Genomic DNA, 21,772 nt, shown 5'->3' on the forward strand with positions numbered 1-21,772 from the left:
GCATGCGCGCATGACTATAGGCGGGAACATTCCGGCTCATTAGCACCAGCCAGTGATTGTGCCCTGGGCCAGCGCACCGCTGTCGTCTGGCCCCTAAGAACGCCTTGACGTGGTTCTAATGGGGGCGCGGCGCTTTCTCTAGCATCTCAGTCCAGTGATTCCCCAACCACAGGCTGGAGCTGAGAACATGACAATAAAACAGCACCACACCATTCCTCCCGTACCTGGCCAGTCGCTCGACACGGCCAAGCCGTCGTCCTCCTGGTTGATACGTCGCCAGCAGAAACTCAATCTATTGTTGCCGGGCATCATCGCCGCGATGGTCGTCGCCGCCAGTGCGTCTTTTCTTTCCGAGCATTACGGCGCACCGGTGATGTTGATGGCCTTGTTGCTGGGCATGGCATTGGGCTTTCTCTCCGAGGAGGGGCGAGCGGTCGCGGGCATTCGCTTCACCTCCAGCACCGTCTTGCGCTGCGGCGTGGCGCTGCTGGGCATGCGCATCACCGTCGAGCAGATTCTCTCGTTGGGGGGAACGCTGATGGCGGTGGTGATCGGTGCGGTGTTCCTGACCATCAGTTTTGGCATCGTCCTGTCGCGGCTACTCGGCCAGTCACGGGATTTCGGCATTCTCAGCGGCGGCAGCGTGGGCATTTGCGGGGCGTCTGCGGCGCTGGCCATTTCCGCGGTCCTGCCGCAAGACAAGGACAGCGAGCGCAACATCATTTTCACGGTGATCAGTGTGACGGCGTTGAGCACCATCGCGATGATCGCCTATCCGCCGATCGCCCAATGGATCGGCCTGGATGCCCAGCAAGCAGGGATATTCCTTGGCGCGACCATTCACGATGTGGCGCAGGTGGTCGGTGCCGGCTACAGCATGTCGGATGAAACCGGCGATACCGCGACCGTGGTCAAGCTGCTGCGTGTGGCCATGCTGGTGCCGATTGTCTTCAGCCTGTCGTTGCTGCTGCGCAAGCGTAAGGAGGGAGGCCCGCGCACGGCACTGCCATTGCCCTTGTTCATCATCTTCTTCGTGTTGTTCGTTGCCATCAACAGCAGCGGCATAGCGCCGCCACAGGTGCAGGCGCTGGCCGGCGATGTGTCGCGCTGGTGCCTGGTTACCGCGATCGCCGCCCTGGGCATGAAAACCTCGTTGAAGGCGCTGCTGGAGGTGGGGTGGCGCCCGGCGACCCTGTTGGTCAGCGAGACGGTGTTTCTCGCCGCATTGATTCTGATCGCGGTGCAATGCCTGGGGTAAGCCAGCACCATGGGGTGAGTCGTATCGCTCCCGCCCGATCGACCGACGGCTGCCGACACCTGGCGTGTGCGGCGGCCGTCTGGTTTAACCCGTAGCCGAGGTGGTATGAGCCTACAAGTGCATCTGATCTTTCTGGGGTGCGTGGCATTGGCAAGCGTCGCCCAGAGCCTCACCGGCTTTGCCTTCGGCCTGATCCTGATGGGCTTGATCGCGTCCCTGCACATGGTGCCGCTGAGTGAGGTCGCGGTGGTGATCAGTATCCTTACCCTGGGCAACGCCATGGGGACCCTGGGCGGGCCGAAACCGCAGTTGGATCGCGCGGTGCTGATGCCGGTGTTGCTCAGCAGTCTGTTGGGGGTCAGCCTCGGCGTGTGGGGGCTCGATGCGTTGAGCGGCGGCCTGATCATCTGGCTGCGCCTGCTGCTTGGCGTACTGATCGTCGCCGCCAGCCTCATGCTGGTGGTGCAGAACAAACCGAAAGCGCAGCTCTCCCGGCAGCCATCATTCTGGCTGGCCGGTGGCCTTTGCGGGCTGCTCAACGGCTTGTTCTCCAGCGGCGGGCCGCCGATCGCGTATCACCTGTATCGCCAGCCTCTGGGCTACGAGATCATCCGCAACACCCTGATCACGGTGTTTTCCGCCAATGCGGCGGCGCGCCTTGGACTGGTCGTCGCGCAAGGGCAGATGCAAGTGTCCACCTTGTTGTTGAGTGCCGAAGCCTTGCCGTTGGTGCTGCTGGTCAGTTGGCTGGTCCGTCGTTATCCGCCGAAGTTGTCACTGCGCACGGTACGTTGGCTGGTGTTCGTCCTGATGATGCTGGCCGGCGTGAGCTTGATCTGGGACTCAGTGCCGGGGCTTTTGGCTGCGACCTCGGCCTGAGTCCTGGCCGCATCAGTGGTTACTGCTGCAGTATGTACGTCGCCAGTGTTTGCAGCTCCTGCGAGTTCAACTGCGCGTATGGCGGCATAGGGATCGCTCCCCATTTCCCGGCGCCGCCGCTCTGAATGCTGGACGCCAGCTTGGCCGCTGCCTGCGGGTCGCTCCGATATTTGGCAGCGACATCGTGATAAGCCGGGCCTACCACCTGGTGATCGATCGCGTGGCAGGACAGGCAGGCATTGTTCTGAAGCAACGTCATGGCGTCGGCTTTCGCCGCAGGGGCCGCCGAGGCTTGGCTCGTTGCCAGGTTGGAGGCCGCTTGCACATCGGCATCGCTCGCCTGGGCACTGCCATAGGTCGCCGCCAGATAGGCGCCGATGATCTTCACATCCTGATCGCTGATCGGTGCGCCATACGCCTGCTGCATCTTGCTCGCCTCTGCAGTCCATTGCGCCAGGGACATCCCCGGAGGCTGAAAGTTGATGTAGTCGGCCGAATGGCAGGTGGAGCACTTCTGCAGGGCCAAGGTGTAGCCCGGTAGCGTGCTGGGCTTGAGCGCAGCCGTCTCAGGCGGCAGCGTGATCGACAGTGGCGCTGCACTGGCCAGGCTCGCCAAGCAGAACTGAGTCGCGCACAACAAGGTGGTCAACGGTTTCATGCGAGCCCCTCAGGCGACAGTCACGTGGGTGGTTTCGACGACGTGGCGACGGTAGCCCCCGGGATTCCAGTCGGCACGTAGCGGTTGTGTCTCGCCTGCGCGGTTGTTGGCGCGCACCATCAACTGGGTAGCCCCCTTGCTGGCGAAGGCGATCGCCAGTGTCCACTCACGGAATGAGAAACGCCCCAGGTCCTGCCCGAGCTGGGCTTCGAGCCAGCGCTTGCCGCCGTCGATGGAAACTTCCACCTTGTTGACCCCAGCCCCACCGTCGAACGCTATGCCCTTGAGCACCACCTGTTCTTTCAGTGGCAGGACATCACCGTGCTTGACGCTGGTGATGAAGCTGCGCACGGGCAATTTGGAAATCGGCTGGGTCTTCGCTGCCGTGGTGCCGGGGGCGACGCAAAAGCAATCGTTGTCCGGGACACGGTAGCCTTTAGCCATGAAAAAGCCGTCATCGATTTGCTCGATGACTTCGATCTCACTCAGGTGCTTGACCCAATAGGTCCCGAAGTAGCCTGGCACCACCAGACGAATCGGGTAGCCATTGAGAAAGGGCAGGTCGGTGCCGTTCATCGACCAGGCGATCATGGGCTCGCCATCCATGGCGTGGCTGATGTCCAGGGCCTTGATGAACTCCGGTGTGCTCGACAGCACGGGCTTATCAAGCCCACGGAATGTCACCTGCCTGGCTTCGGCTTTGACGCCTGCCTTTTCCAGTACCGCTTTGAGCGGCACCCCAACCCAACGGGCATTCCCCATCGAGCCATTGCCCAGTTGGGCGCCGAACACGCGGGGCATGAAAAAGCCACGGCTATTACCGGAGCACTGATTGACAGCCACCACTTCCACCGGGTCGGTGAGTGTCTTGAGTTCTGCAAGAGACAACGACAGCGGGGTGTTGACCGAACCCTTGATCGTCAATCGGTAGCTGTCTGGATCGATGCGGGTAGGGAAGTTGGCCAAATGGTAACGCACGAAAAAAGCATCGTTTGGCGTGATGGGGCCCTGGTCGAAGACCGAAAATGGCGTTTCCAGGTGTGGTGGACGAGTGGTCACCAGGGTCAGCGGCCTTTTTTGCGGGTATTGCACCAGCGGGCGAGGGCCAGCAGCGAAGGTCACGTCATCGGCACTCGAGGTGGCTTCTTGGGGATCGGAGACGGCCTTGGCCAGGCTTGCCAATGGGGAGGCTGCAACCGCCAGTGTCAGGGCATCGCGTAGAACGCGGCGACGGCTCGGATGGCTGTTTTCCATAAAGCTGAATTTCATTCTGCACTCTCTATGTTTGTATTTGAGTGAGATGCAATTGACAGTTTCCCGTCAGGGGCGCGAGGCATGGATAATTCGCCCACGTTGATATTCAGCAGAAATTGACATCAGGCTATTAAGCCAACTTCTGTTTGGCGTGATGCCTCACAGGGCCATCTTCAAACGCTTGTGACGGCATGCATAGGTCCAGTTCATGCCGTAGTGTTGGGCCTCTGACTCGGTCGTTTGGGGCCGCTTCGCGCTTGATCGCCGGCAAGCCGGCTTCAAAACCACATCCGAATGCCGGCAACGAAACGCGCTCCATCCACATCCCCGCCATCGTCACGAATCAGGTCTGCCGTCTTGCCGTAGGCGCGGCTCCAGGTGACGCCTATGTAGGGGGCGAATTGGCGCACGATTTCATACCGTAGACGCAGTCCGACTTCGGTGCTGGCGAGGCCGGAACCTACGCCGCGCTCAGGGTCATGCTTGCCGTAGAAATTAGCCTCAGCGGTGGGCTGCAGGATCAGGCGATTGGTCAGCAGGATGTCGTATTCGCCCTCCAGCCGAACGGCAGTCTGGCCATTCTCGCCCATGAAGGCGGTGGCCTGGGCTTCGAAGTCGTACAGCGCCATGCCTTGAATACCGAAGGCCGCCCATGTCTGCGCAGACGCTGGCTTGAAGTCCTGGCGAACCCCTGCAACCACATCCCACCAAGGGCCAATGGCGCGGCCGTACAGAAGCTGCAATTCGGCGTCTTCGGTAACGCCGTTCGTGCGCTCGCCTTCGGAACGGATCCAGAGCCGGTTTATATCGCCCCCGACCCATCCCGAGGCATCCCAGGCCAGCGTGCTGCCTTCGTCGGCATCCTGATACTCAAGCTGATCCAGCAAGAAGAAGCTGTTGATACCGCTATCGTGAATCTCATGACCGCCCAATGGGGGAAATGCCGCTTCGCGGTCCGCATCGGTCAGGATGGGAATCGGCGTGCGACTGGTCGTCGTGGGGGCATTGGCAGGGCCATGGTTCATCTTCGAGTGATCCATGGCGCCGTGATCCATGCTCCCATGGCCCATCGCCGAATGATCCATCGCTTCAGCCGCAACGCTGGGCGCCCCACCCAGTGTGCCGAGGGACACCGCCAATGCCAGGAGCGAGGGGCGTGCCAGCCTATCGCTCATCGTTGCCTGCCTCATGATGTTCACCGGACCACGAGGAAGAGGCATGCACAGCCAGAACACCTACCAGGGCGGCAAAATAGAAAACGGCGCTACGTTTCATGGGTTCGCTCATCTCGGATTTCCAGTTCATTCGTCCACACGGACTTCTCGGAACATGCCCATTTCCATGTGGAACAGCAGGTGGCAGTGATAGGCCCAACGGCCCAACGCATCGGCCGTTACGCGATAGCTGCGTTTTGAGCCAGGCGGCATGTCGAGGGTGTGTTTTCGCACCATGAAATTTCCGTGCTCGTCCTCCAGGTCGCTCCACATGCCGTGGAGATGGATGGGATGAGTCATCATGGTGTCGTTGACCAAGGTGATGCGAAGACGCTCGCCATATTTGAGGCGCAGGGGCTCGGCATCGGAAAACTTGATCCCGTCAAAGGACCAGGCGAACTTTTCCATATGCCCCGTAAGATGCAGTTCGATCGTGCGACCAGGCTCACGGCCATCAGGGTCCATGAACGTGCTGCGCAGATCCGCATAGGTCAGGACTCGGCGTCCGTTGTTGCGCAGGCCGATGCCTGGGTCGCTCAACTTAGGTGTCGGCGACATCGTCTGCATGTCGACCAAGGGATTGTTGGTCTCCGAATCCGGGTGGCTCTGCATGGTTGCCATCTGGCCGTGGTCCATGCCGTGCATCGATCCGTGATCCACCCCACCCATGCTGCCGTGATCCATACCCATATCGTTCATGGAGATGAGCGGGCGTGGGTCAACGGCTGGTACAGGCGCCTGCAGGCCTTCGCGGACGGCCAAGGTGCCTCGGGAGTAACCCGTGCGATCCATGGACTGCGCGAAAATGGTGTACGCCTGCGCGTCCTCTGGCTCGACGATGACATCGTAGGTTTCAGCAACTGCGATGCGCAATTCATCGACGCTAACGGGGTTGACGTGTTGCCCATCCGCGGCCACCACCGTCATCTTCAAGCCTGGGATTCGCACATCGAAATACGTCATGGCTGAAGCATTGATAAAGCGCAGGCGGATCTTTTCGCCCGGCTTGAAGATGCCCGTCCAGTTACTGTCTGGTGCCTGGCCGTTCATCAGGTAGGTGTAGGTATACCCGCTCACGTCGGCAAGATCGGTTGGGCTCATCTTCATCGCCGCCCACATTTTTCGATCCGCCATGGCGGCCGACCACCCCATCTCGCTTACGTCGTCGATGAAGTCGCCAACCGTGCGCTTGTGGAAGTTGTAATAGTCCGACTGCTTCTTGAGCTTGGACAGGACCTTGGCAGGGTTCTCATCGGTCCAGTCGCTAAGCAGGACCACGTAATCCCGCTCATAGGTGAACGGTTCAGGCGCTTTCGCATCGATGACCAATGCACCATAAACCCCGGCCTGTTCCTGCAGGCCCGAATGGCTGTGGTACCAGTAGGTGCCGTTCTGACGGACCTTGAACTGGTATTCATACATGCCATCGGGGGCGATGCCATGGAAGCTCAGGCCTGGAACACCATCCATGTTCGCCGGCAGGATGATGCCGTGCCAATGGATGGACGTGTCTTGCTTCAAGCGGTTGCGAACGCGGAGCGTGACAGTGTCACCTTCTCGCCAGCGAAGAATGGGCCCGGGCAGCGAACCGTTGATCGCCATGGCGGTACGGGCGGCGCCGGTGACGTTGACCGGTAGCTCACCGATGTAGAGATCGAAATCGGTGCCTGTCAGCACGTTGGACTGGCCAGGGCTGGTCACGGCCCAGACCGGTGTGCGCATGCCTAGTCCACCCAGTAGTCCAGTAGCGGCCAGGCCTTTGACGAAGGCTCGTCTCGTGGTTTTGCTGTGCATGCCGTCGTGTCCAGTCAGGTGATTCGCTGATATCCAGGCTGCTCGACGTCGCAGCCTTCGGTTTCACAGGCCAGAGGCGATCATCGTCACGAGCGCTTCGAGCAAGCTCATCCGTTGTTCCGCAGCGGGTCACTGTCTTGGCTACGTTAGCGAGCTTGCGCTTTCAGGAAGCTGAGCCCGGCATTACAGATCTGTCAGGTTCGCGTGACGGTTCAACCCGGTCTGGACGCACCTGTCATGCAGGCTGAGGCGCAATGACAGGACTCAGCGATCGAGTAGGAGATGGGGCTTGCATGGCTGGATGGCCTATAGGCTGGAATTCTTCTCTTGCGCCATGAATACGGTGCGCGGGCGGATCACGAGGCTCAGGGAACGCCTGCAGACGCCTCGTGTGCAGGCCGACATACCGGGTCACTACAAGATCAAGCTGAAGGCTTTCGGCCACCGCCTGGTCTATCGCGTCGAGGATGAGCGGGTGGTGGTGTCGATGGGCAAAGGCGAGCGAGGCGAGGTCTCCAGTTTCTCGGGGGAAAGCTGTAAACCTTATTCAGGACGGGACAGGACAAATTAAAAAGCCGGCTTGTGGCCGGCTTCTCGGGGACGGTCTTGGCTAATTTTTGGTAAGCCGCAACCGCCTTAATCGGTATGGCCATCGAGGCCTGGAAAGATGGCGGACGGCTGTGTGAGGCGTCGCCAGGCCCTCTGGAGCGCGGCCTTTGGCCGGTCGGGGCAAAATGTGCCGCGTAGCATACTAGGGCTGGTGCAGGTTGCCCAGCAAAAAATGGCGTAAGGTGTTTCAGACAGGGCGCTGCTGGCTGAAGCACGACCAGTGGAACACCCAGCCGAGGATCACCATACCCTGTGCCTGACGTTGGGACGGTGTGTAGCGCTCCAGCGTGTGATTGTGCAGGTACAGGGTGTCGTGGTGGCCGAGGCTCAGGCGGTGGACCCGCAGTTTGCCGTTGTGCAGCAGGGCATAGGTTTCGCCATCGATGACCTGGGTCAGGCTGCGGTCGATGGCCAGGATGGCGTCCGAGGGGATGACGGGAGCCATGCTCGCGGAGGGTATGGCCAGGCCGATGACATTCTTGCGGGCGATGCCCAGGGCCTTGAGCGTCTGCGCAGGCAGGCGCAGGTGGCGTTTGCCCAGCGGTTCGAGGCGGCCGTCGCGCAGGGCATGCAGCGGGATGCGCAGTTGGCGCCCTTCCCGGAGGGACGAGAGAGGTGGGGCGTCGACCGGCGCCGGGCAGCGCAGTGGCTGGCGCAGGAGGGGGCTGGGGTGCTTGGCGCCTTCGCCGCTGCGTAGCCAGCGGCGCTGCACGCAGAACAGGTCGGCGATCTCTTCGAGGCGCGCCAGCGGTACCCCGCGCTTGAACCAATTGTTGACGTGCTGGGGCGTGACGCCACGCTGGGCGGCGAAATCGGAAGGGGTCAGGCCGCATTCCTGGAGCAGGGCCTTGAGACGGTCACCGGAGGTATTCATGGAGCCGAGTCTAGCGAGCGGCTGCCGGCGGGGAAATGAACCCGTGGTTGAGGCGTTACGTACGAAAACGGGGGGATTGTAGGAGTGCGCCTAGGACTGCGTAGGAGTTTTTACTGCTCGCGTCGAAAACCCAAGGCCCACAAAAAAGCCCTGCCGAGGCAGGGCCTTGCGAGCCGGCGGTCAGCCCTTGTAGGCAGCGACCGACTTGGTGATTTCGGCGCGGGCGGCATCGGCGCCTTCCCAGCCCTTGACCTTGACCCACTTGCCTTTCTCGAGATCCTTGTAGTTCTCGAAGAAGTGCTTGATCTGCTCCAGCAGCAGGGCGGGCAGGTCGGTGTATTCCTTGACGTCGACGTACAGCTGGCTCAGCTTGTCGTGCGGAACGGCCAGGACCTTGGCGTCGCCACCGCTTTCGTCGTCCATGTGCAGGACGCCGACCGGGCGGGCGCGGATGACCGAACCCGGGGCGACCGGGTAGGGGGTCACGACCAGCACGTCCAGCGGGTCGCCGTCGTCAGCCAGGGTGTTGGGGATGTAACCATAGTTGGCCGGGTAGAACATCGGGGTGGCCATGAAGCGGTCGACGAACAGGGCGTCGCTGTCCTTGTCGATCTCGTACTTGATCGGCGCGTGGTTGGCCGGGATCTCGATGGCGACGTAGATGTCGTTCGGCAGGTCTTTGCCAGCCGGAATCTTGCTGTAGCTCATTGGGCAGTGCCCCCATGTTTGACCAAAAAAGTGGCGGCGATTATAGGCACATTCCGACAGGGCATGCCACGCCCGGCCGGATGTGCGGGGGCCTCAGGCGTGGGTTTCGCGGTAGTCCGGGTGTTCGGCCTGCAGCCTGGCCAGGCGCGCGAGCGGATCCTGGCGGTAGAACAGCGACAGTTGCCCGTACACCTGGGGGTAGGCCTGGTGCAGCAGGTCGGGCGCGCTGAAGAAGTACTCGCTGGTGACGGCGAAGAATTCCGCGGGGTTTTCCGCCGCGTAGGGGTCGATGGCCGTCTCGGCGTCCGGGTTGGCATCCAGCTGGCGGTTGAGGTCGTCGTAGGCCTGCTGCATGGCCGTGGCCCAGTCTGCCACGCGCATGCTGCCGTGCAGGGGCGGCAGGCCGTTGGCGTCGCCGTTGAGCATGTCGAGCTTGTGCGCCAACTCGTGGATCACCAGGTTGTAGGCCTCCCAGCCGCCGCTGGCCAGCACCCCGGGCCAGGCCAGGATCACCGGCCCCTGCTGCCAGGCCTCGCCGCTGTGCTCGGCGTCCCAGGTATGCTCGACGCCGCTGCTGTCGCGGTGGCGCTGGGGGCTCTTGAAGTCATCGGGGTAGAGGATGATCTCGTGGAAGCCCTGGTACCAGTCCAGGTCCCCCAGATGCAGCAGCGGCAACTGGGCCTGGGCGGCGAGGAACAGGCGCTGCTCGTCGTCCAGCTCCACGCCTGGCAGGGTGGTCAGGTGCTTGTCGTGCAGGAACAGGACGCAGGCCTCGCGCAGCCAGCGGTCTTCCTCGTCGCTGAGGCCGTCGAGCAGCGGCAGGCGTTCATGGACCACCTGCCACAGCTGCGGGTCGACCGGGTAACGGGCCAGGGTGCGTCGGCGGCGCCAGGCGCGAAGCGACCACATGGCGTGGATCAGTGGGCCTTGGCCGTGCGGCCCAGGCGCCCGCGCAGCAGGCCCAGGACCATCGGTACCAGCGACAGGAAGATGATGCCCAGGACCATCAGCGACAGGTGCTGCTTGATGAACGGTACGTTGCCGAAGAAGTAGCCCAGGGTCACCAGGCCCCCGACCCAGAGCAGCGAACCGGTCACGCTGAAGGCCAAAAAGCGTGGGTAGTGCATGTGGGCGATGCCGGCGACGAAGGGGGCGAAGGTGCGCAGGATCGGCAGGAAGCGTGCCATGGTCACGGTCTTGCCGCCGTGGCGTGCGTAGAAGTCGTGGGTGCGCTGCAGGTAGTCGCGGCGGAAGATCTTCGAGTTCGGGTCGCGGAACAGGCGCTCCCCAGCCGTGCGGCCGATCACGTAGTTTGTGCTGTCGCCCATGATCGCCGCCGCCATCAGCAGGCCAGAGAGCAGTACCGGGTCCATGCCGCCGCCAGCGGCCACGGCGCCAGCGATGAACAGCAGCGAATCACCCGGCAGGAAGGGCATCACCACCAGGCCGGTCTCGCAGAAGATCACCGTGAAGAGGATGGCGTAGATCCAGGGACCATAGTTGGTGACCAGCAGATCGAGATAGGCATCGAGATGCAGGATGAGGTCCAGCGGGTTGAATTCCATGTACAGCACCTGTGTTCTTGACCCGCAGCTACGGGCGCGCGATGACGGACAATGCCAAGGGCGTAGGTTTGTTTACCGGCGGGAGGTAAATTTTCACACATGACAGGAGGGGCATTATACGGCGATGCCAGGAATGTGCCCGGAGAGTTTGTAGCGGCGGATTACGGGGTTCAATGTCAGTCAGGCCCACTGGGGCTGCCTTGCAGCCCATCGCTGGCAAGCCAGCTCCCGCAGGGTTCGAGTCGATCACGCATGATGCGATTTGCAGGGCCGTGTGGGAGCGGCTTGCCGGCGATGGGGCGCGATGTGGCCCCAACTGCCCGTACCGCCTCAATCCTGGTTGATCGGCAGCACGTAGTTCTCGAACTCGGTGTCCTTGTGAAACCCCATCGACTCGTAGGTCTTCTTCGCCACCTCGTTGTCGCTGCTGGTGGATACGCGCATGCGCACGGCATTGGTTTCCTTGGCCATCTTCTTGGCTTCGCGCATCAGGTGGTCGGCGACCAGCATGCGGCGGGAGTCTTCGGCCACGTAGATGTCGTTGAGGATCCACACACGCTTGAGCGACAGCGACGAGAAGCTTGGGTAGAGCTGGCAGAACCCCAGCAGGCGGCCCTCTTCGTCATCCGGCAGGGCCAGGTAGATCACCGACTCACCACGCTTGAGGCGCTTTTCCAGGAAACTGCGCGAGCTGTCGGGGTAGGGCAGTTGCCCGTAGAACTCGCGATATTTCACGAACAACGGGGTCAGCAGGTCGAGGTGTTCCAGGGTTGCCTTGATGATGCGCATGTGCGGCCCTCAGAGTCCATGTGGGGAAACAGCGGATTGCCAGCCGCTTCAGATGCTGCCCAAAGCAGCCGGGAAGCGCAATCCGCCCGGCGTGACATGTTTTTTACTCTTCTCCAAGCAGGAAGTTGCCGCTTTTACCTGTGGCGCTTTCAGTCTCGAGGCTGTGCACCTCGGCCTCGTCCTTCAGGTTCACCCCCGACAACTGCCGGCGGCAGGCCTCGCGCATCAGGTACAGCAGGCGGTGGGCGGCCATGCCGTAGCTCAGCCCCTCCAGGCGTACATTGGAAATGCAGTTGCGATAGGCGTCGGTCAGGCCGACCTTGGGCGCGTAGGTGAAATACAGCCCCAGGCTGTCGGGCGAGCTCAGGCCGGGGCGTTCGCCGATCAGCATCACCGTCATGCGTGCGCCGAGCAACTCGCCGACTTCATCGCCCACCGCCACGCGGCCCTGTTCCACCAGCACCACCGGGGCGCTGGTCCAGCCGTCGGCGGCGGCCTGCTCCTCGAAGCGGGCGAGGAAGGGCAGGGTATGGCGATGCACGGCCAGGGCCGAGAGGCCGTCGGCGACCACGATCGCCAGGTCGACCCCACCAGGGTGGGCCTGGGCATGCTCGCGCAGGCGCTGGGCCGAGTCTTCGTTCAGGCGCCGGCCCAGGTCGGGGCGCTGCAGGTACTGGTGACGGTCGCTGGCGGCGCTGTGCAGCAGCAGGCTGTCGCGACCCCGGTCGGCGAGCTGGCTGCGCAGGCCAGCATGGTCGAAGGGCAGGTGCACGGCATCGCGGGCCTGGGCATGGGCGAACTGGAAGTCCAGCTGGGCGCCAGTCGGCAGGCTGATACCGGTACGGCCCAGGGCGATGCGCGCCGGGGTCAGGTTGCGCAGGGCCAGCCAGGGGTTGTCATGGGCGGGTGTGCGTGGGTCCATGGTCACTCCCTATGCAAGCTGTGCCAGGGCCTGGCGGAACGCCGGCGGCAGGTTGTCGCCAAAGCGTATCCGGCCATCGGCCTGGGTGAAGATGCCGGTACGTTCCAGCCAGGCCTCGAACTCCGGGCCAGGCTTAAGGCCCAGGGTCTGGCGCGCGTAGAGCGCGTCGTGGAACGAGGTGGTCTGGTAGTTGAGCATGATGTCGTCGGAGCCGGGGATGCCCATGATGAAGTTGATCCCGGCCACGCCCAGCAGGGTCAGCAGGGTATCCATGTCGTCCTGGTCGGCTTCGGCATGGTTGGTGTAGCAGATGTCGCAGCCCATGGGGACGCCGAGCAGCTTGCCGCAGAAGTGATCCTCCAGGCCCGCGCGGATGATCTGCTTGCCGTTGTACAGGTATTCCGGGCCGATGAAGCCGACCACGGTGTTGACCAGGAACGGTTTGAAGTGCCGGGCCACGGCGTAGGCGCGGGTTTCGCAGGTCTGCTGGTCGACGCCGTGGTGGGCGTTGGCCGACAGGGCGCTGCCCTGGCCGGTCTCGAAGTACATCAGGTTCTGCCCCACGGTACCGCGCTTGAGGGACAGCCCGGCCTCGTAGCCTTCCTGGAGCACGTTGAGGTTGATGCCGAAGCCCGCGTTGGCGGCCTCGGTGCCGGCGATGGACTGGAACACCAGGTCCAGCGGCACACCCCGGTTGATCGCCTCGATCGAGGTGGTGACGTGGGTCAGTACGCAGGCCTGGGTGGGGATCTGGTAGCGCTGGATGATGGCGTCGAGCATCTCCAGCAGGGCGCAGATCGAGGCGATGCTGTCGGTGGCCGGGTTGATGCCGATCATGGCATCGCCGTTGCCGTACAGCAGGCCGTCGAGGATGCTGGCGGCGATACCGGCGGGCTCGTCGGTCGGGTGGTTGGGCTGCAGGCGGGTCGACAGCCGCCCACGCAGGCCCATGGTGCCGCGAAAGCGCGTGACCACACGGATCTTCTGCGCCACCAGGACCAGGTCCTGGACGCGCATGATCTTCGACACCGCGGCGGCCATCTCTGGCGTCAGGCCTGGGGCCAGGGCGCGCAGGCTGTCCTCGTCGGCCGCCTCGCTCAGCAGCCAGTCGCGCAGCCCACCGACCGTCAGTTGGCTGACCGGGGCGAAGGCCTCGGCGTCGTGGCTGTCGATGATCAGCCGGGTGACTTCATCGTCTTCGTAGGGGATCAGCGCCTCGTTGAGGAAGTGCTTGAGCGGGATGTCGGCCAGTGCCATCTGCGCGGCGACCCGCTCGCCGTCGTTGCTGGCCGCGACACCGGCCAGGTAGTCGCCCGAGCGTGCCGGGCTGGCCTTGGCCATGACTTCCTTGAGGCTGTCGAAGCGGTAGACCTGGTTGCCCACCGTGTGTACGAAACTTGCCATACAGAATCTCCAGGGCGCCGCGGGGCTGGCCCGCGGCGTAAGACGGCGATCAGTGCAGGGCCTCTTCGGCTTTCTGGATCGCGGCGAATTCCTCTTCCGGTGTCCCGGCCACCAGGTGGTGGCGGCTGTAGAAGGCGAAGTAGGCAATTAATACTCCATAGATCACCGCGGCGCCAATCACCACCCGAGGGTCGACCAGGAAGCCCGCGACCACCGCCAGGCAGGCCAGCACCAGGGCCAGGCCCGAGGTGAAGATGCCGCCTGGGGTGCGGTACGGACGCTCCATCCGGGGGCGACGGATGCGCAGGGTGATGTGCGCGGCCATCATCAGCACGTAGGACAGCGTGGCACCGAACACCGCCACCAGGATCAGCAGGTCGCCCTGGCCGGTCAGGGACAGGCAGAAACCGATGATCCCCGGGATGACGAGGGCCAGCACTGGCGCCTTGCTCTTGTTGGTCTCCGAGAGTTTGCGCGGCAGGTAGCCTGCGCGGGAAAGGGCGAAGATCTGCCGCGAATAGGCGTAGATGATCGAGAAAAAACTAGCGATCAGGCCAGCCAGGCCGACCAGGTTGACGAAGCCGCCCATCCAGGTGGAACCACCGTAGGCCTTGGCCAGCGCCTCGACCAGCGGGTTGCCGGAGGCTTTCAGGGCCTCGGAACCGGCACCGCCAGGCCCGACCACCAGGATCAGCAGGGCGAAGGCCAGCAGCACCAGCATGGCGCCGATCAGGCCGCGTGGCAGGTCGCGCCGTGGGTTCTTGGTTTCCTCGGCGGCCAGTGGCACGCCTTCGACGGCGAGGAAGAACCAGATCGCGTAGGGGATCGCCGCCCAGATGCCGACATAGCCGAAGGGCAGGAAGGCGCTGGCGCCAGCGGCGTCGGTCTGGGCGATGTCGAACAGGTTGGCTGCATCGAAATGGGGCACCATGCCCACCAGGAACACGGCCAGGGCGATCGCGGCGACGGCGGTGATGATGAACATCAGCTTGAGCGCTTCACCGACACCGAAGATATGGATGCCGATGAAGACGATATAGAACGCCAGGTAGACCATCCAGCCGCCGATGCCGAACAGCGACTGGCAGTAGGCGCCGATGAACGTGGCGATGGCGGCCGGGGCGATGGCGTACTCGATGAGGATCGCGGTACCGGTCAAAAAGCCGCCCCAGGGCCCGAAGGCGCTGCGGGCGAAACCGTAGCCGCCGCCGGCGGTGGGGATCATCGACGACAGTTCGGCCAGGGAAAAGCACATGCACAGGTACATGGTGGCCATCAGCAAGGTGGCGAGGAACATGCCGCCCCAGCCGCCCTGAGCCAGGCCGAAGTTCCAGCCGGCATAGTCGCCGGAAATCACGTAGGCCACGCCCAGGCCCACCAGCAGGATCCAGCCCGCCGCGCCTTTTTTCAGCTGGCGGTGCTGGAAATAGTCCGCATCGACTTTTTCGAAATCGACGGAAGCGCTCACCGGCGTGCCGGTGGCGGAATGATCGCTTGGCATAGTGTTCACCTGTTGTTTTTCTTGATGGCCGGAGGGACTTCCAGCCCATGGTGATTGGTCGTGCAGGAAGCGGGCCATTCAGCTGCGAACTGCGAGCCGCAAGCTTCAAGCTGCAAGCTTCAAGAAAAAGCAGGCCTGTGCACGGTCCGCTTTTTCTTGTCGTTTGCAGCTCGAGGCTGTTCGTTAGAAGAAGCCCAGCGGGTTGATGTCGTAGCTCACCAGCAGGTTCTTGGTCTGCTGGTAATGGTCGAGCATCATCTTGTGGGTTTCGCGGCCGACACCGGACTTCTTGTAGCCCCCGAACGCGGCATGCGCCGGGTACAGGTGGTAGCAGTTGGTCCATACGCGACCAGCCTTGATGCCACGGCCCATGCGGTAGGCGCGGTTGATGTCGCGGGTCCAGACGCCGGCGCCAAGGCCGAACTCGGTGTCGTTGGCGATCGCCAGGGCCTCGGCTTCATCCTTGAAGGTGGTGACACTGACCACCGGGCCGAAGATCTCTTCCTGGAACACGCGCATGCGGTTGTTGCCCTTGAGCAGGGTCGGCTGGATGTAGTAGCCGGTGGCCAGGCTGCCTTCGAGTTTTTCCACCTTGCCGCCGGTCAGCAACTCGGCGCCTTCCTTCTCGGCGATCTCCAGGTAGGAGAGGATCTTCTCGAACTGCTGCTGGGACGCCTGGGCACCTACCATGGTCTCGGTGTCCAGCGGGTCGCCACGCTTGATCTGCTGGACCTTCTTCATCACCGCTTCCATGAACTGCGGGTATATCGACTCCTGCACCAGCGCTCGCGACGGGCAGGTGCACACCTCGCCCTGGTTGAAGAAGGCCAGCACCATGCCCTCGGCGGCCTTCTCGATGAAGCTCGGCTCGGCCTGCATGATGTCTTCGAAGTAGATGTTCGGCGACTTGCCGCCCAGCTCCACGGTGGACGGGATGATGTTCTCGGCGGCGCACTTCATGATGTGCGAGCCGACCGGGGTGGAGCCGGTGAAGGCGATCTTGGCGATGCGCTTGCTGGTGGCCAGGGCTTCACCGGCCTCGCGGCCATAGCCTTGCACCACGTTGAGCACGCCCTTGGGCAGCAGGTCGCCGATCAGCTCGAGCAGCACGGTAATGCCCAGTGGGGTCTGTTCGGCCGGCTTGAGCACCACGCAGTTGCCCGCGGCCAGGGCCGGCGCCAGCTTCCAGGCGGCCATCAGCAGTGGGAAGTTCCACGGGATGATCTGCCCGACCACGCCCAGTGGTTCGTGGATGTGATAGGCCACGGTGCTTTCGTTGATCTCGGCGGCGCCGCCTTCCTGGGCGCGGATGCAGCCGGCGAAGTAGCGGAAATGATCGACCGCCAGGGGGATGTCGGCGTTGAGGGTCTCGCGAATCGGCTTGCCGTTGTCCCAGGTCTCGGTGATGGCCAGGACTTCCAGGTTCTGCTCGATGCGGTCGGCGATCCTCAGCAGGACGTTCGAGCGTTCTTGCACCGAGGTGCGGCCCCAGGCGTCGGCGGCGGCATGGGCGGCGTCCAGCGCCTTGTCGATGTCCTCGGCGGTGGAGCGGGGGAATTCGGCGATCGGCTGGCCGTTCACCGGCGAGGTGTTGGTGAAGTACTCACCCTTGACCGGAGGAACGAACTCACCACCGATGTAGTTACCGTAGCGGCTCTTGAAGGAAATCTTCGCGCCTTCGGTACCGGGATGTGCGTAACGCATGGTGTGTCTCCTGGCTATTGTGTTTGTGATGGAGTTGAAAAGCGTAGAGCAAAGGTCGGGCCAGCGCTCAGAGCCCTTTTATAATCAATGAGTTATGCGAAATTGGTGATGAGACTGACAGACCGTTGTACCTACCCTGGTACGCTCGCCGTGACACTTTGTACCGTTTCCGACACAGCGCATGACTCAGCGGTCAGTGCGCCATTGCAAAGCCTTCCCAGGTAGAGGATGCTGGCAGGACGCTCTATCTGCGGAGAACAACAACTAATGCAGAGCAACCCTTTCAGCCGCCATGCCCACCAGGTGCTCACGGTCGCCCGCGGCCAGGCCAGCGGGCCGGGCAGCGACCCATCGATCGCCCGCTCCTGGCTGCGCTGCCTGGAGGACTATCACCTCGACCCAGCCTTGGCCCAGGCCCCCGTGGTGCTGGAACACGGCCGCCTGCTGGAGAGCCGCGAGCGCCTGCGCCAGGTGCTGCAGATCGCCGACAGCGAGATGAACAGCCTGCACCAGCAGCTTTCCGGCTCTGGCCATGCGGTACTGCTGACCGATGCCCGCGGGGTGATCCTCAACTGTGTCACCGCGCCCACCGAGCGGCGCATCTTCGAGCGTGCCGGGCTGTGGCTGGGCGCCGATTGGAGCGAGGCCCGCGAGGGCACCAATGGCATCGGCACCTGCCTGGTCGAGCGCCAGGCCCTGACCATCCACCAGGACGAGCATTTTCGCGGCCGCCACACCGGCCTGACCTGCTCGGCGAGCCCGGTGTTCGACCCCCACGGCGAGCTGCTGGCGGTGCTCGATGTTTCCTCGGCGCGGCCAGACGTGTCGCGCCAGAGCCAGTTCCATACCATGGCCCTGGTCAACCTCTCGGCGAAGATGATCGAAGGCTGCTATTTCCTGCGCCATTTCGAACACCAGTGGCTGTTGCGCTTTCACCTGCAGGCCGAATCGGTCGGGTTGTTCAGCGAGGGTTTGCTGGCGTTCGACGGCGACGGGCGGATCTGCGCGGTCAACCAGGGCGCCCTGAACCTGCTGGGCACCATCCGTGGCGGTGTGCTGGGCAAGCCGGTGGACATGTTCTTCGCCTGCAGCCACGACGAACTGTTCAGCCGCGCCACGCCCCAGGGCTGCGCGGCCTGGCCATTGCACACCCGCGATGGCCGGCGGGTATTCGCCAGCCTGCGCGGCCAGGCGCACACGCCGGCGTGGTCGGTACCGCCTGCCGCGCCGTTGGCCAAGGCTGTGCCGCAGCCCGCCCTGTGCTTGCTCGACCCGGCCCTGCAGAACGATTTCCGCCGTGCCGTGCGGGTCTTCGAGCGAGACGTGCCGCTGCTGCTGCGTGGCGAGACCGGCTGTGGCAAGGAGGCGTTCGCCCAGGCGGTGCACCAGGCCAGTGATCGCCGGGACAAGGCCTTCGTGGCGATCAACTGTGCCTCGATCCCCGAGAGCCTGATCGAGAGCGAGCTGTTCGGCTATCGCGGCGGCAGTTTCACCGGGGCACGCAAGGAGGGCATGCGCGGTAAGCTGCTCCAGGCCGATGGCGGCACGCTGCTGCTGGACGAGATCGGCGACATGCCCCTGGCCTTGCAGACCCGCCTGCTGCGGGTGCTGGAGGAGCGCCGGGTGGTGCCCATCGGCGGTGAGCCGCAAGCGGTGGATGTACGGATCATCAGTGCCACCCACCGCGACCTGCTGGAGCGGGTGGAGCAGGGGAGTTTCCGCGAAGACCTGTATTACCGCCTCAATGGCCTGGAGGTGGCGCTCCCGGCCTTGCGCGAGCGCAGCGACAAGGCGCAGTTGCTGGACTTTCTCCTGGCGCAGGAGGCAGACGGGCTGCCTATCGGGATCGCGCCGGCCGCGCGCCAGGCCCTGCTGGACTTCGCCTGGCCGGGGAACGTGCGACAGATGCGCAATGTGCTGCGCACCCTGGTGGCGTTGTGCGAAGACCATCGCATCGAGCATGCCGACCTGCCGCCGATCGTGAAACACGACGCTACGCCCGTGGCAGCGGGCTTGCCCGCGAACGAGGGCGAGCCCCTTGTCATGGCTGGCCAGCCCCACGGTGGCCCAGTAACCCTCGAGGACGTCGAGCGGGACGCGCTGCTGGCCGTGCTCGAGGCAAAACGCTGGCACATGACCCACGTCGCCGAACACCTGGGCATCAGCCGCAATACCTTGTATCGGAAACTGCGCAAGCACGGCATCGCCAGGGCCGGGTAAGCGAAACAGCGGGTGCGATTTCCCTCGCCCTGGGCTACCCTGCCTCGATGTTTTGCGAGGTCGACCATGCACATTCACATTCTCGGTATTTGCGGCACTTTCATGGGTTCGCTGGCGGTGCTGGCCAAGGAGCTGGGCCATCGGGTCACTGGCTCCGACGCCAACGTCTATCCGCCGATGAGCACGCAACTGCAGGCCCAGGGCATCGAACTGACCCAAGGCTATGACCCGGCCCAACTGCAGCCGGCGCCGGACCTGGTGGTGATCGGCAACGCCATGTCGCGGGGCAACCCGGCCGTGGAATACGTGCTGAACAAGGGCCTGCCCTATGTCTCCGGCCCCCAGTGGCTGGCCGATCACGTGCTGCAGGGGCGCTGGGTGCTGGCCGTGGCCGGCACCCATGGCAAGACCACCACCAGCAGCATGCTGGCCTGGGTCCTGGAGCATGCCGGCATGAGCCCGGGCTTTTTGATCGGCGGCGTGCCGCAGAACTTCTCGGTGTCGGCGCGCCTGGGCGAGACACCGTTCTTCGTGGTCGAGGCAGACGAATACGACAGTGCTTTCTTCGACAAGCGCTCGAAGTTCGTGCATTACCATCCACGCACCGCGATCCTCAACAACCTTGAGTTCGATCATGCGGACATCTTCCCTGACCTGGCGTCCATCGAGCGGCAGTTCCACCACTTGGTACGGACGATTCCCAGCGAGGGCCTGGTCATCCACCCGACCACCGAACCGGCTCTGAAACGGGTGATCGGCATGGGCTGCTGGACCCCGGTGCAGACCACCGGCGAGGGCGGCCAGTGGCAGGCGCGCTTGCTCAGCGCCGATGGCTCGCGCTTCGAGGTGCTGTTCGAAGGCGAGGCCCAGGGCGTGGTCGAGTGGGAACTGACCGGCCAGCACAACGTGGCCAATGCCCTGGCCACCCTGGCCGCCGCCCGCCACGTGGGCGTGGCGCCGGCCATGGGCATCGAGGGGTTGAGTGCGTTCAAGAGCGTCAAGCGGCGTATGGAGAAGGTGGCCGAGGTCCAGGGCGTGACCATCTACGACGATTTCGCCCATCATCCGACCGCCATCGCCACCACCCTCGACGGCCTGCGCAAGCGTGTCGGCGAAGCGCCGGTGATCGCCGTGATCGAGCCGCGTTCCAACTCCATGAAGCTTGGTGCCCACCGCGAAGGGCTGCCAGAAAGCGTCGAGGCGGCCGACCAGGTGATCTGGTACGCCCCGCCCAACCTGGGCTGGGACCTGGCCAGCACTGCCGCCCAGTGCAAGGTGCCGGCGGTGGTGGCCGACAGCCTCGAGGCGATCATCGAGCGCATCAAGGGCCAGGCCCGCCCAGGCACCCATGTGGTGATCATGAGCAACGGCGGTTTTGGCGGCCTGCACGGCAAGCTGGCCGAGGCCCTGGCATGAGTGGGCCGGAGCGCATCACCCTGGCCATGACCGGTGCCTCGGGGGCGCAGTATGGGCTGCGCCTGCTCGACTGCCTGGTGCGCGAGGACCGTGAGGTGCATTTCCTCGTCTCCAAGGCTGCGCAACTGGTGATGTCCACCGAGACTGATGTATTGCTGCCGGCCAAGCCCCAGGCGATGCAGGCGTTCCTGACCGAATACACCGGTGCCGCCGACGGGCAGATCCGTGTCTATGGCAAGGAGGACTGGATGTCGCCCGTGGCTTCAGGGTCTGGCGCGCCGGCGGCCATGGTGGTGGTGCCGTGTTCCACCGGGACCTTGTCGGCCATCGCCACGGGGGCCTGCAACAACCTGATCGAACGGGCGGCCGACGTCACCTTGAAAGAGCGTCGGCAGTTGATCCTGGTTCCGCGCGAGGCGCCGTTGTCGACCATTCACCTGGAGAACATGCTCAAGCTGTCGCAGATGGGCGCGGTGATCCTGCCGGCGGCGCCGGGCTTCTATCACCAGCCGCAGACCATCGACGACCTGGTCGATTTCGTCGTGGCGCGCATCCTCAACCTGTTGAACATCCCCCAGGACATGCTGCCGCGCTGGGGTGAGCACCACCTCGGGATCGACGATTGAGGCGGGCGCTGGCAGGGCTGCTGGTGCTGGCCCTGCTCGGTGGCTGCGCGACCGTGCGCACGCTGGATGCCAACAAGCCGGGAACGCCGGTGGTGTATGCCGGGACGCGGCTGGACCTGTATGCACTCAAGGGTGGGTGTTGCCCCGAGGACCGCTTCGGGGCGCAGGCACCGGCGTATCCTGGGTGGGATCTGCCGGGGAGCCTGTTGCTCGACACCTTGTTGTTGCCATTGTCGTTGCTGACGGCGTTGGGGATTGGCTTTCAGGCTACTGGCGGGCTTTGAGCCCATCAGCCAAGTGTTGCAGCTGTCACTTGGGGCCGCTTCGCGCCCTATCGCTGGCAAGCTGCTCCCATAGAGACTGCGCCGCTCCTGAGG

20 protein-coding genes are annotated in these 21,772 nt (G+C 63.8%); 7 read left to right on the forward strand and 13 right to left on the reverse strand.

Going from position 1 to position 21,772, the window contains the following annotated elements:
- Positions 1-187: 187 nt before the first annotated feature.
- Positions 188-1,258 (forward strand): YeiH family protein, encoded by a 1,071-nt coding sequence (locus ABFA30_RS02980; RefSeq protein ID WP_225788749.1) that lies wholly within the window; start codon positions 188-190, stop codon positions 1,256-1,258.
- Positions 1,259-1,375: 117 nt separating this feature from the next.
- Positions 1,376-2,137, forward strand: coding sequence for a TSUP family transporter (locus ABFA30_RS02985; RefSeq protein ID WP_253102398.1), 762 nt, complete (start codon positions 1,376-1,378; stop codon positions 2,135-2,137).
- 19 nt (positions 2,138-2,156) lie between these two features.
- Here ABFA30_RS02985 and ABFA30_RS02990 read toward each other — a convergent pair whose 3' ends face one another.
- The 4 genes from ABFA30_RS02990 to ABFA30_RS03005 all read right to left on the reverse strand — a co-directional run bounded on the left by ABFA30_RS02990 (position 2,157) and on the right by ABFA30_RS03005 (position 7,057).
- Complete coding sequence (locus ABFA30_RS02990; protein ID WP_253102396.1) at positions 2,157-2,795, reverse strand: c-type cytochrome; 639 nt, start codon at positions 2,793-2,795, stop codon at positions 2,157-2,159.
- A gap of 9 nt (positions 2,796-2,804) precedes the next feature.
- A complete protein-coding gene (locus ABFA30_RS02995; RefSeq protein WP_410045133.1) occupies positions 2,805-4,064 on the reverse strand; it encodes a molybdopterin-dependent oxidoreductase in 1,260 nt (419 codons plus the stop codon).
- Between the two features lie 263 nt (positions 4,065-4,327).
- The gene (locus ABFA30_RS03000; RefSeq protein WP_410045134.1) at positions 4,328-5,224 is read right to left on the reverse strand and encodes a copper resistance protein B; all 897 of its coding nucleotides are present in this window, start codon (positions 5,222-5,224) and stop codon (positions 4,328-4,330) included.
- Between the two features lie 126 nt (positions 5,225-5,350).
- Positions 5,351-7,057 (reverse strand): copper resistance system multicopper oxidase, encoded by a 1,707-nt coding sequence (locus ABFA30_RS03005; protein WP_410045135.1) that lies wholly within the window; start codon positions 7,055-7,057, stop codon positions 5,351-5,353.
- 289 nt (positions 7,058-7,346) lie between these two features.
- Here ABFA30_RS03005 and ABFA30_RS03010 point away from each other — a divergent pair, with 289 nt between their 5' ends.
- Complete coding sequence (locus ABFA30_RS03010) at positions 7,347-7,628, forward strand: type II toxin-antitoxin system mRNA interferase toxin, RelE/StbE family (RefSeq protein WP_410045136.1); 282 nt, start codon at positions 7,347-7,349, stop codon at positions 7,626-7,628.
- Between the two features lie 225 nt (positions 7,629-7,853).
- Here ABFA30_RS03010 and ABFA30_RS03015 read toward each other — a convergent pair whose 3' ends face one another.
- The 9 genes from ABFA30_RS03015 to ABFA30_RS03055 all read right to left on the reverse strand — a co-directional run bounded on the left by ABFA30_RS03015 (position 7,854) and on the right by ABFA30_RS03055 (position 17,133).
- The gene (locus ABFA30_RS03015; protein ID WP_225788723.1) at positions 7,854-8,540 is read right to left on the reverse strand and encodes a helix-turn-helix transcriptional regulator; all 687 of its coding nucleotides are present in this window, start codon (positions 8,538-8,540) and stop codon (positions 7,854-7,856) included.
- Between the two features lie 180 nt (positions 8,541-8,720).
- A complete protein-coding gene (gene ppa / locus ABFA30_RS03020) occupies positions 8,721-9,248 on the reverse strand; it encodes an inorganic diphosphatase (protein WP_225788722.1) in 528 nt (175 codons plus the stop codon).
- 93 nt (positions 9,249-9,341) lie between these two features.
- Positions 9,342-10,157, reverse strand: coding sequence for a zinc-dependent peptidase (locus tag ABFA30_RS03025; RefSeq protein ID WP_225788721.1), 816 nt, complete (start codon positions 10,155-10,157; stop codon positions 9,342-9,344).
- A gap of 8 nt (positions 10,158-10,165) precedes the next feature.
- Positions 10,166-10,813: a DedA family protein gene (locus tag ABFA30_RS03030; RefSeq protein ID WP_225788720.1), complete on the reverse strand. Its 648-nt coding sequence runs from the start codon at positions 10,811-10,813 to the stop codon at positions 10,166-10,168.
- 330 nt (positions 10,814-11,143) lie between these two features.
- On the reverse strand, positions 11,144-11,602 hold the full coding sequence (locus ABFA30_RS03035; protein ID WP_225788719.1) for a GNAT family N-acetyltransferase: 459 nt from the start codon (positions 11,600-11,602) through the stop codon (positions 11,144-11,146).
- A gap of 103 nt (positions 11,603-11,705) precedes the next feature.
- On the reverse strand, positions 11,706-12,524 hold the full coding sequence (gene eutC / locus ABFA30_RS03040) for an ethanolamine ammonia-lyase subunit EutC (protein ID WP_225788718.1): 819 nt from the start codon (positions 12,522-12,524) through the stop codon (positions 11,706-11,708).
- Positions 12,525-12,533: 9 nt separating this feature from the next.
- Entirely contained in the window at positions 12,534-13,928 is a 1,395-nt protein-coding gene (locus tag ABFA30_RS03045) for an ethanolamine ammonia-lyase subunit EutB (protein WP_225788717.1), read from the reverse strand.
- 49 nt (positions 13,929-13,977) lie between these two features.
- Complete coding sequence (eat, locus tag ABFA30_RS03050; protein ID WP_225788716.1) at positions 13,978-15,429, reverse strand: ethanolamine permease; 1,452 nt, start codon at positions 15,427-15,429, stop codon at positions 13,978-13,980.
- A 183-nt stretch (positions 15,430-15,612) separates the two neighbouring features.
- On the reverse strand, positions 15,613-17,133 hold the full coding sequence (locus ABFA30_RS03055) for an aldehyde dehydrogenase family protein (RefSeq protein WP_225788715.1): 1,521 nt from the start codon (positions 17,131-17,133) through the stop codon (positions 15,613-15,615).
- 267 nt (positions 17,134-17,400) lie between these two features.
- Here ABFA30_RS03055 and ABFA30_RS03060 point away from each other — a divergent pair, with 267 nt between their 5' ends.
- The 4 genes from ABFA30_RS03060 (at position 17,401) to ABFA30_RS03075 (ending at position 21,679) form a co-directional block, all read left to right on the forward strand.
- Positions 17,401-19,353 (forward strand): sigma-54-dependent Fis family transcriptional regulator, encoded by a 1,953-nt coding sequence (locus ABFA30_RS03060; RefSeq protein ID WP_253079883.1) that lies wholly within the window; start codon positions 17,401-17,403, stop codon positions 19,351-19,353.
- Between the two features lie 66 nt (positions 19,354-19,419).
- Positions 19,420-20,769 carry a UDP-N-acetylmuramate:L-alanyl-gamma-D-glutamyl-meso-diaminopimelate ligase gene (gene mpl, locus ABFA30_RS03065; RefSeq protein ID WP_410045137.1) on the forward strand — a complete coding sequence of 450 codons (1,350 nt, stop codon included), beginning with the start codon at positions 19,420-19,422 and terminating at the stop codon, positions 20,767-20,769.
- Complete coding sequence (ubiX, locus tag ABFA30_RS03070) at positions 20,766-21,395, forward strand: flavin prenyltransferase UbiX (RefSeq protein ID WP_410045138.1); 630 nt, start codon at positions 20,766-20,768, stop codon at positions 21,393-21,395. The genes mpl and ubiX overlap by 4 nt, the downstream gene beginning before the upstream one ends.
- Complete coding sequence (locus tag ABFA30_RS03075) at positions 21,392-21,679, forward strand: YceK/YidQ family lipoprotein (protein ID WP_225788711.1); 288 nt, start codon at positions 21,392-21,394, stop codon at positions 21,677-21,679. Before ubiX ends, ABFA30_RS03075 begins: the two co-directional genes overlap by 4 nt.
- Positions 21,680-21,772: the final 93 nt, after the last annotated feature.

The sequence above is a fragment of the Pseudomonas sp. HLMP genome (assembly GCF_046365545.1).
Classification (GTDB): Bacteria; Pseudomonadota; Gammaproteobacteria; order Pseudomonadales; family Pseudomonadaceae; genus Aquipseudomonas; species Aquipseudomonas guariconensis_B.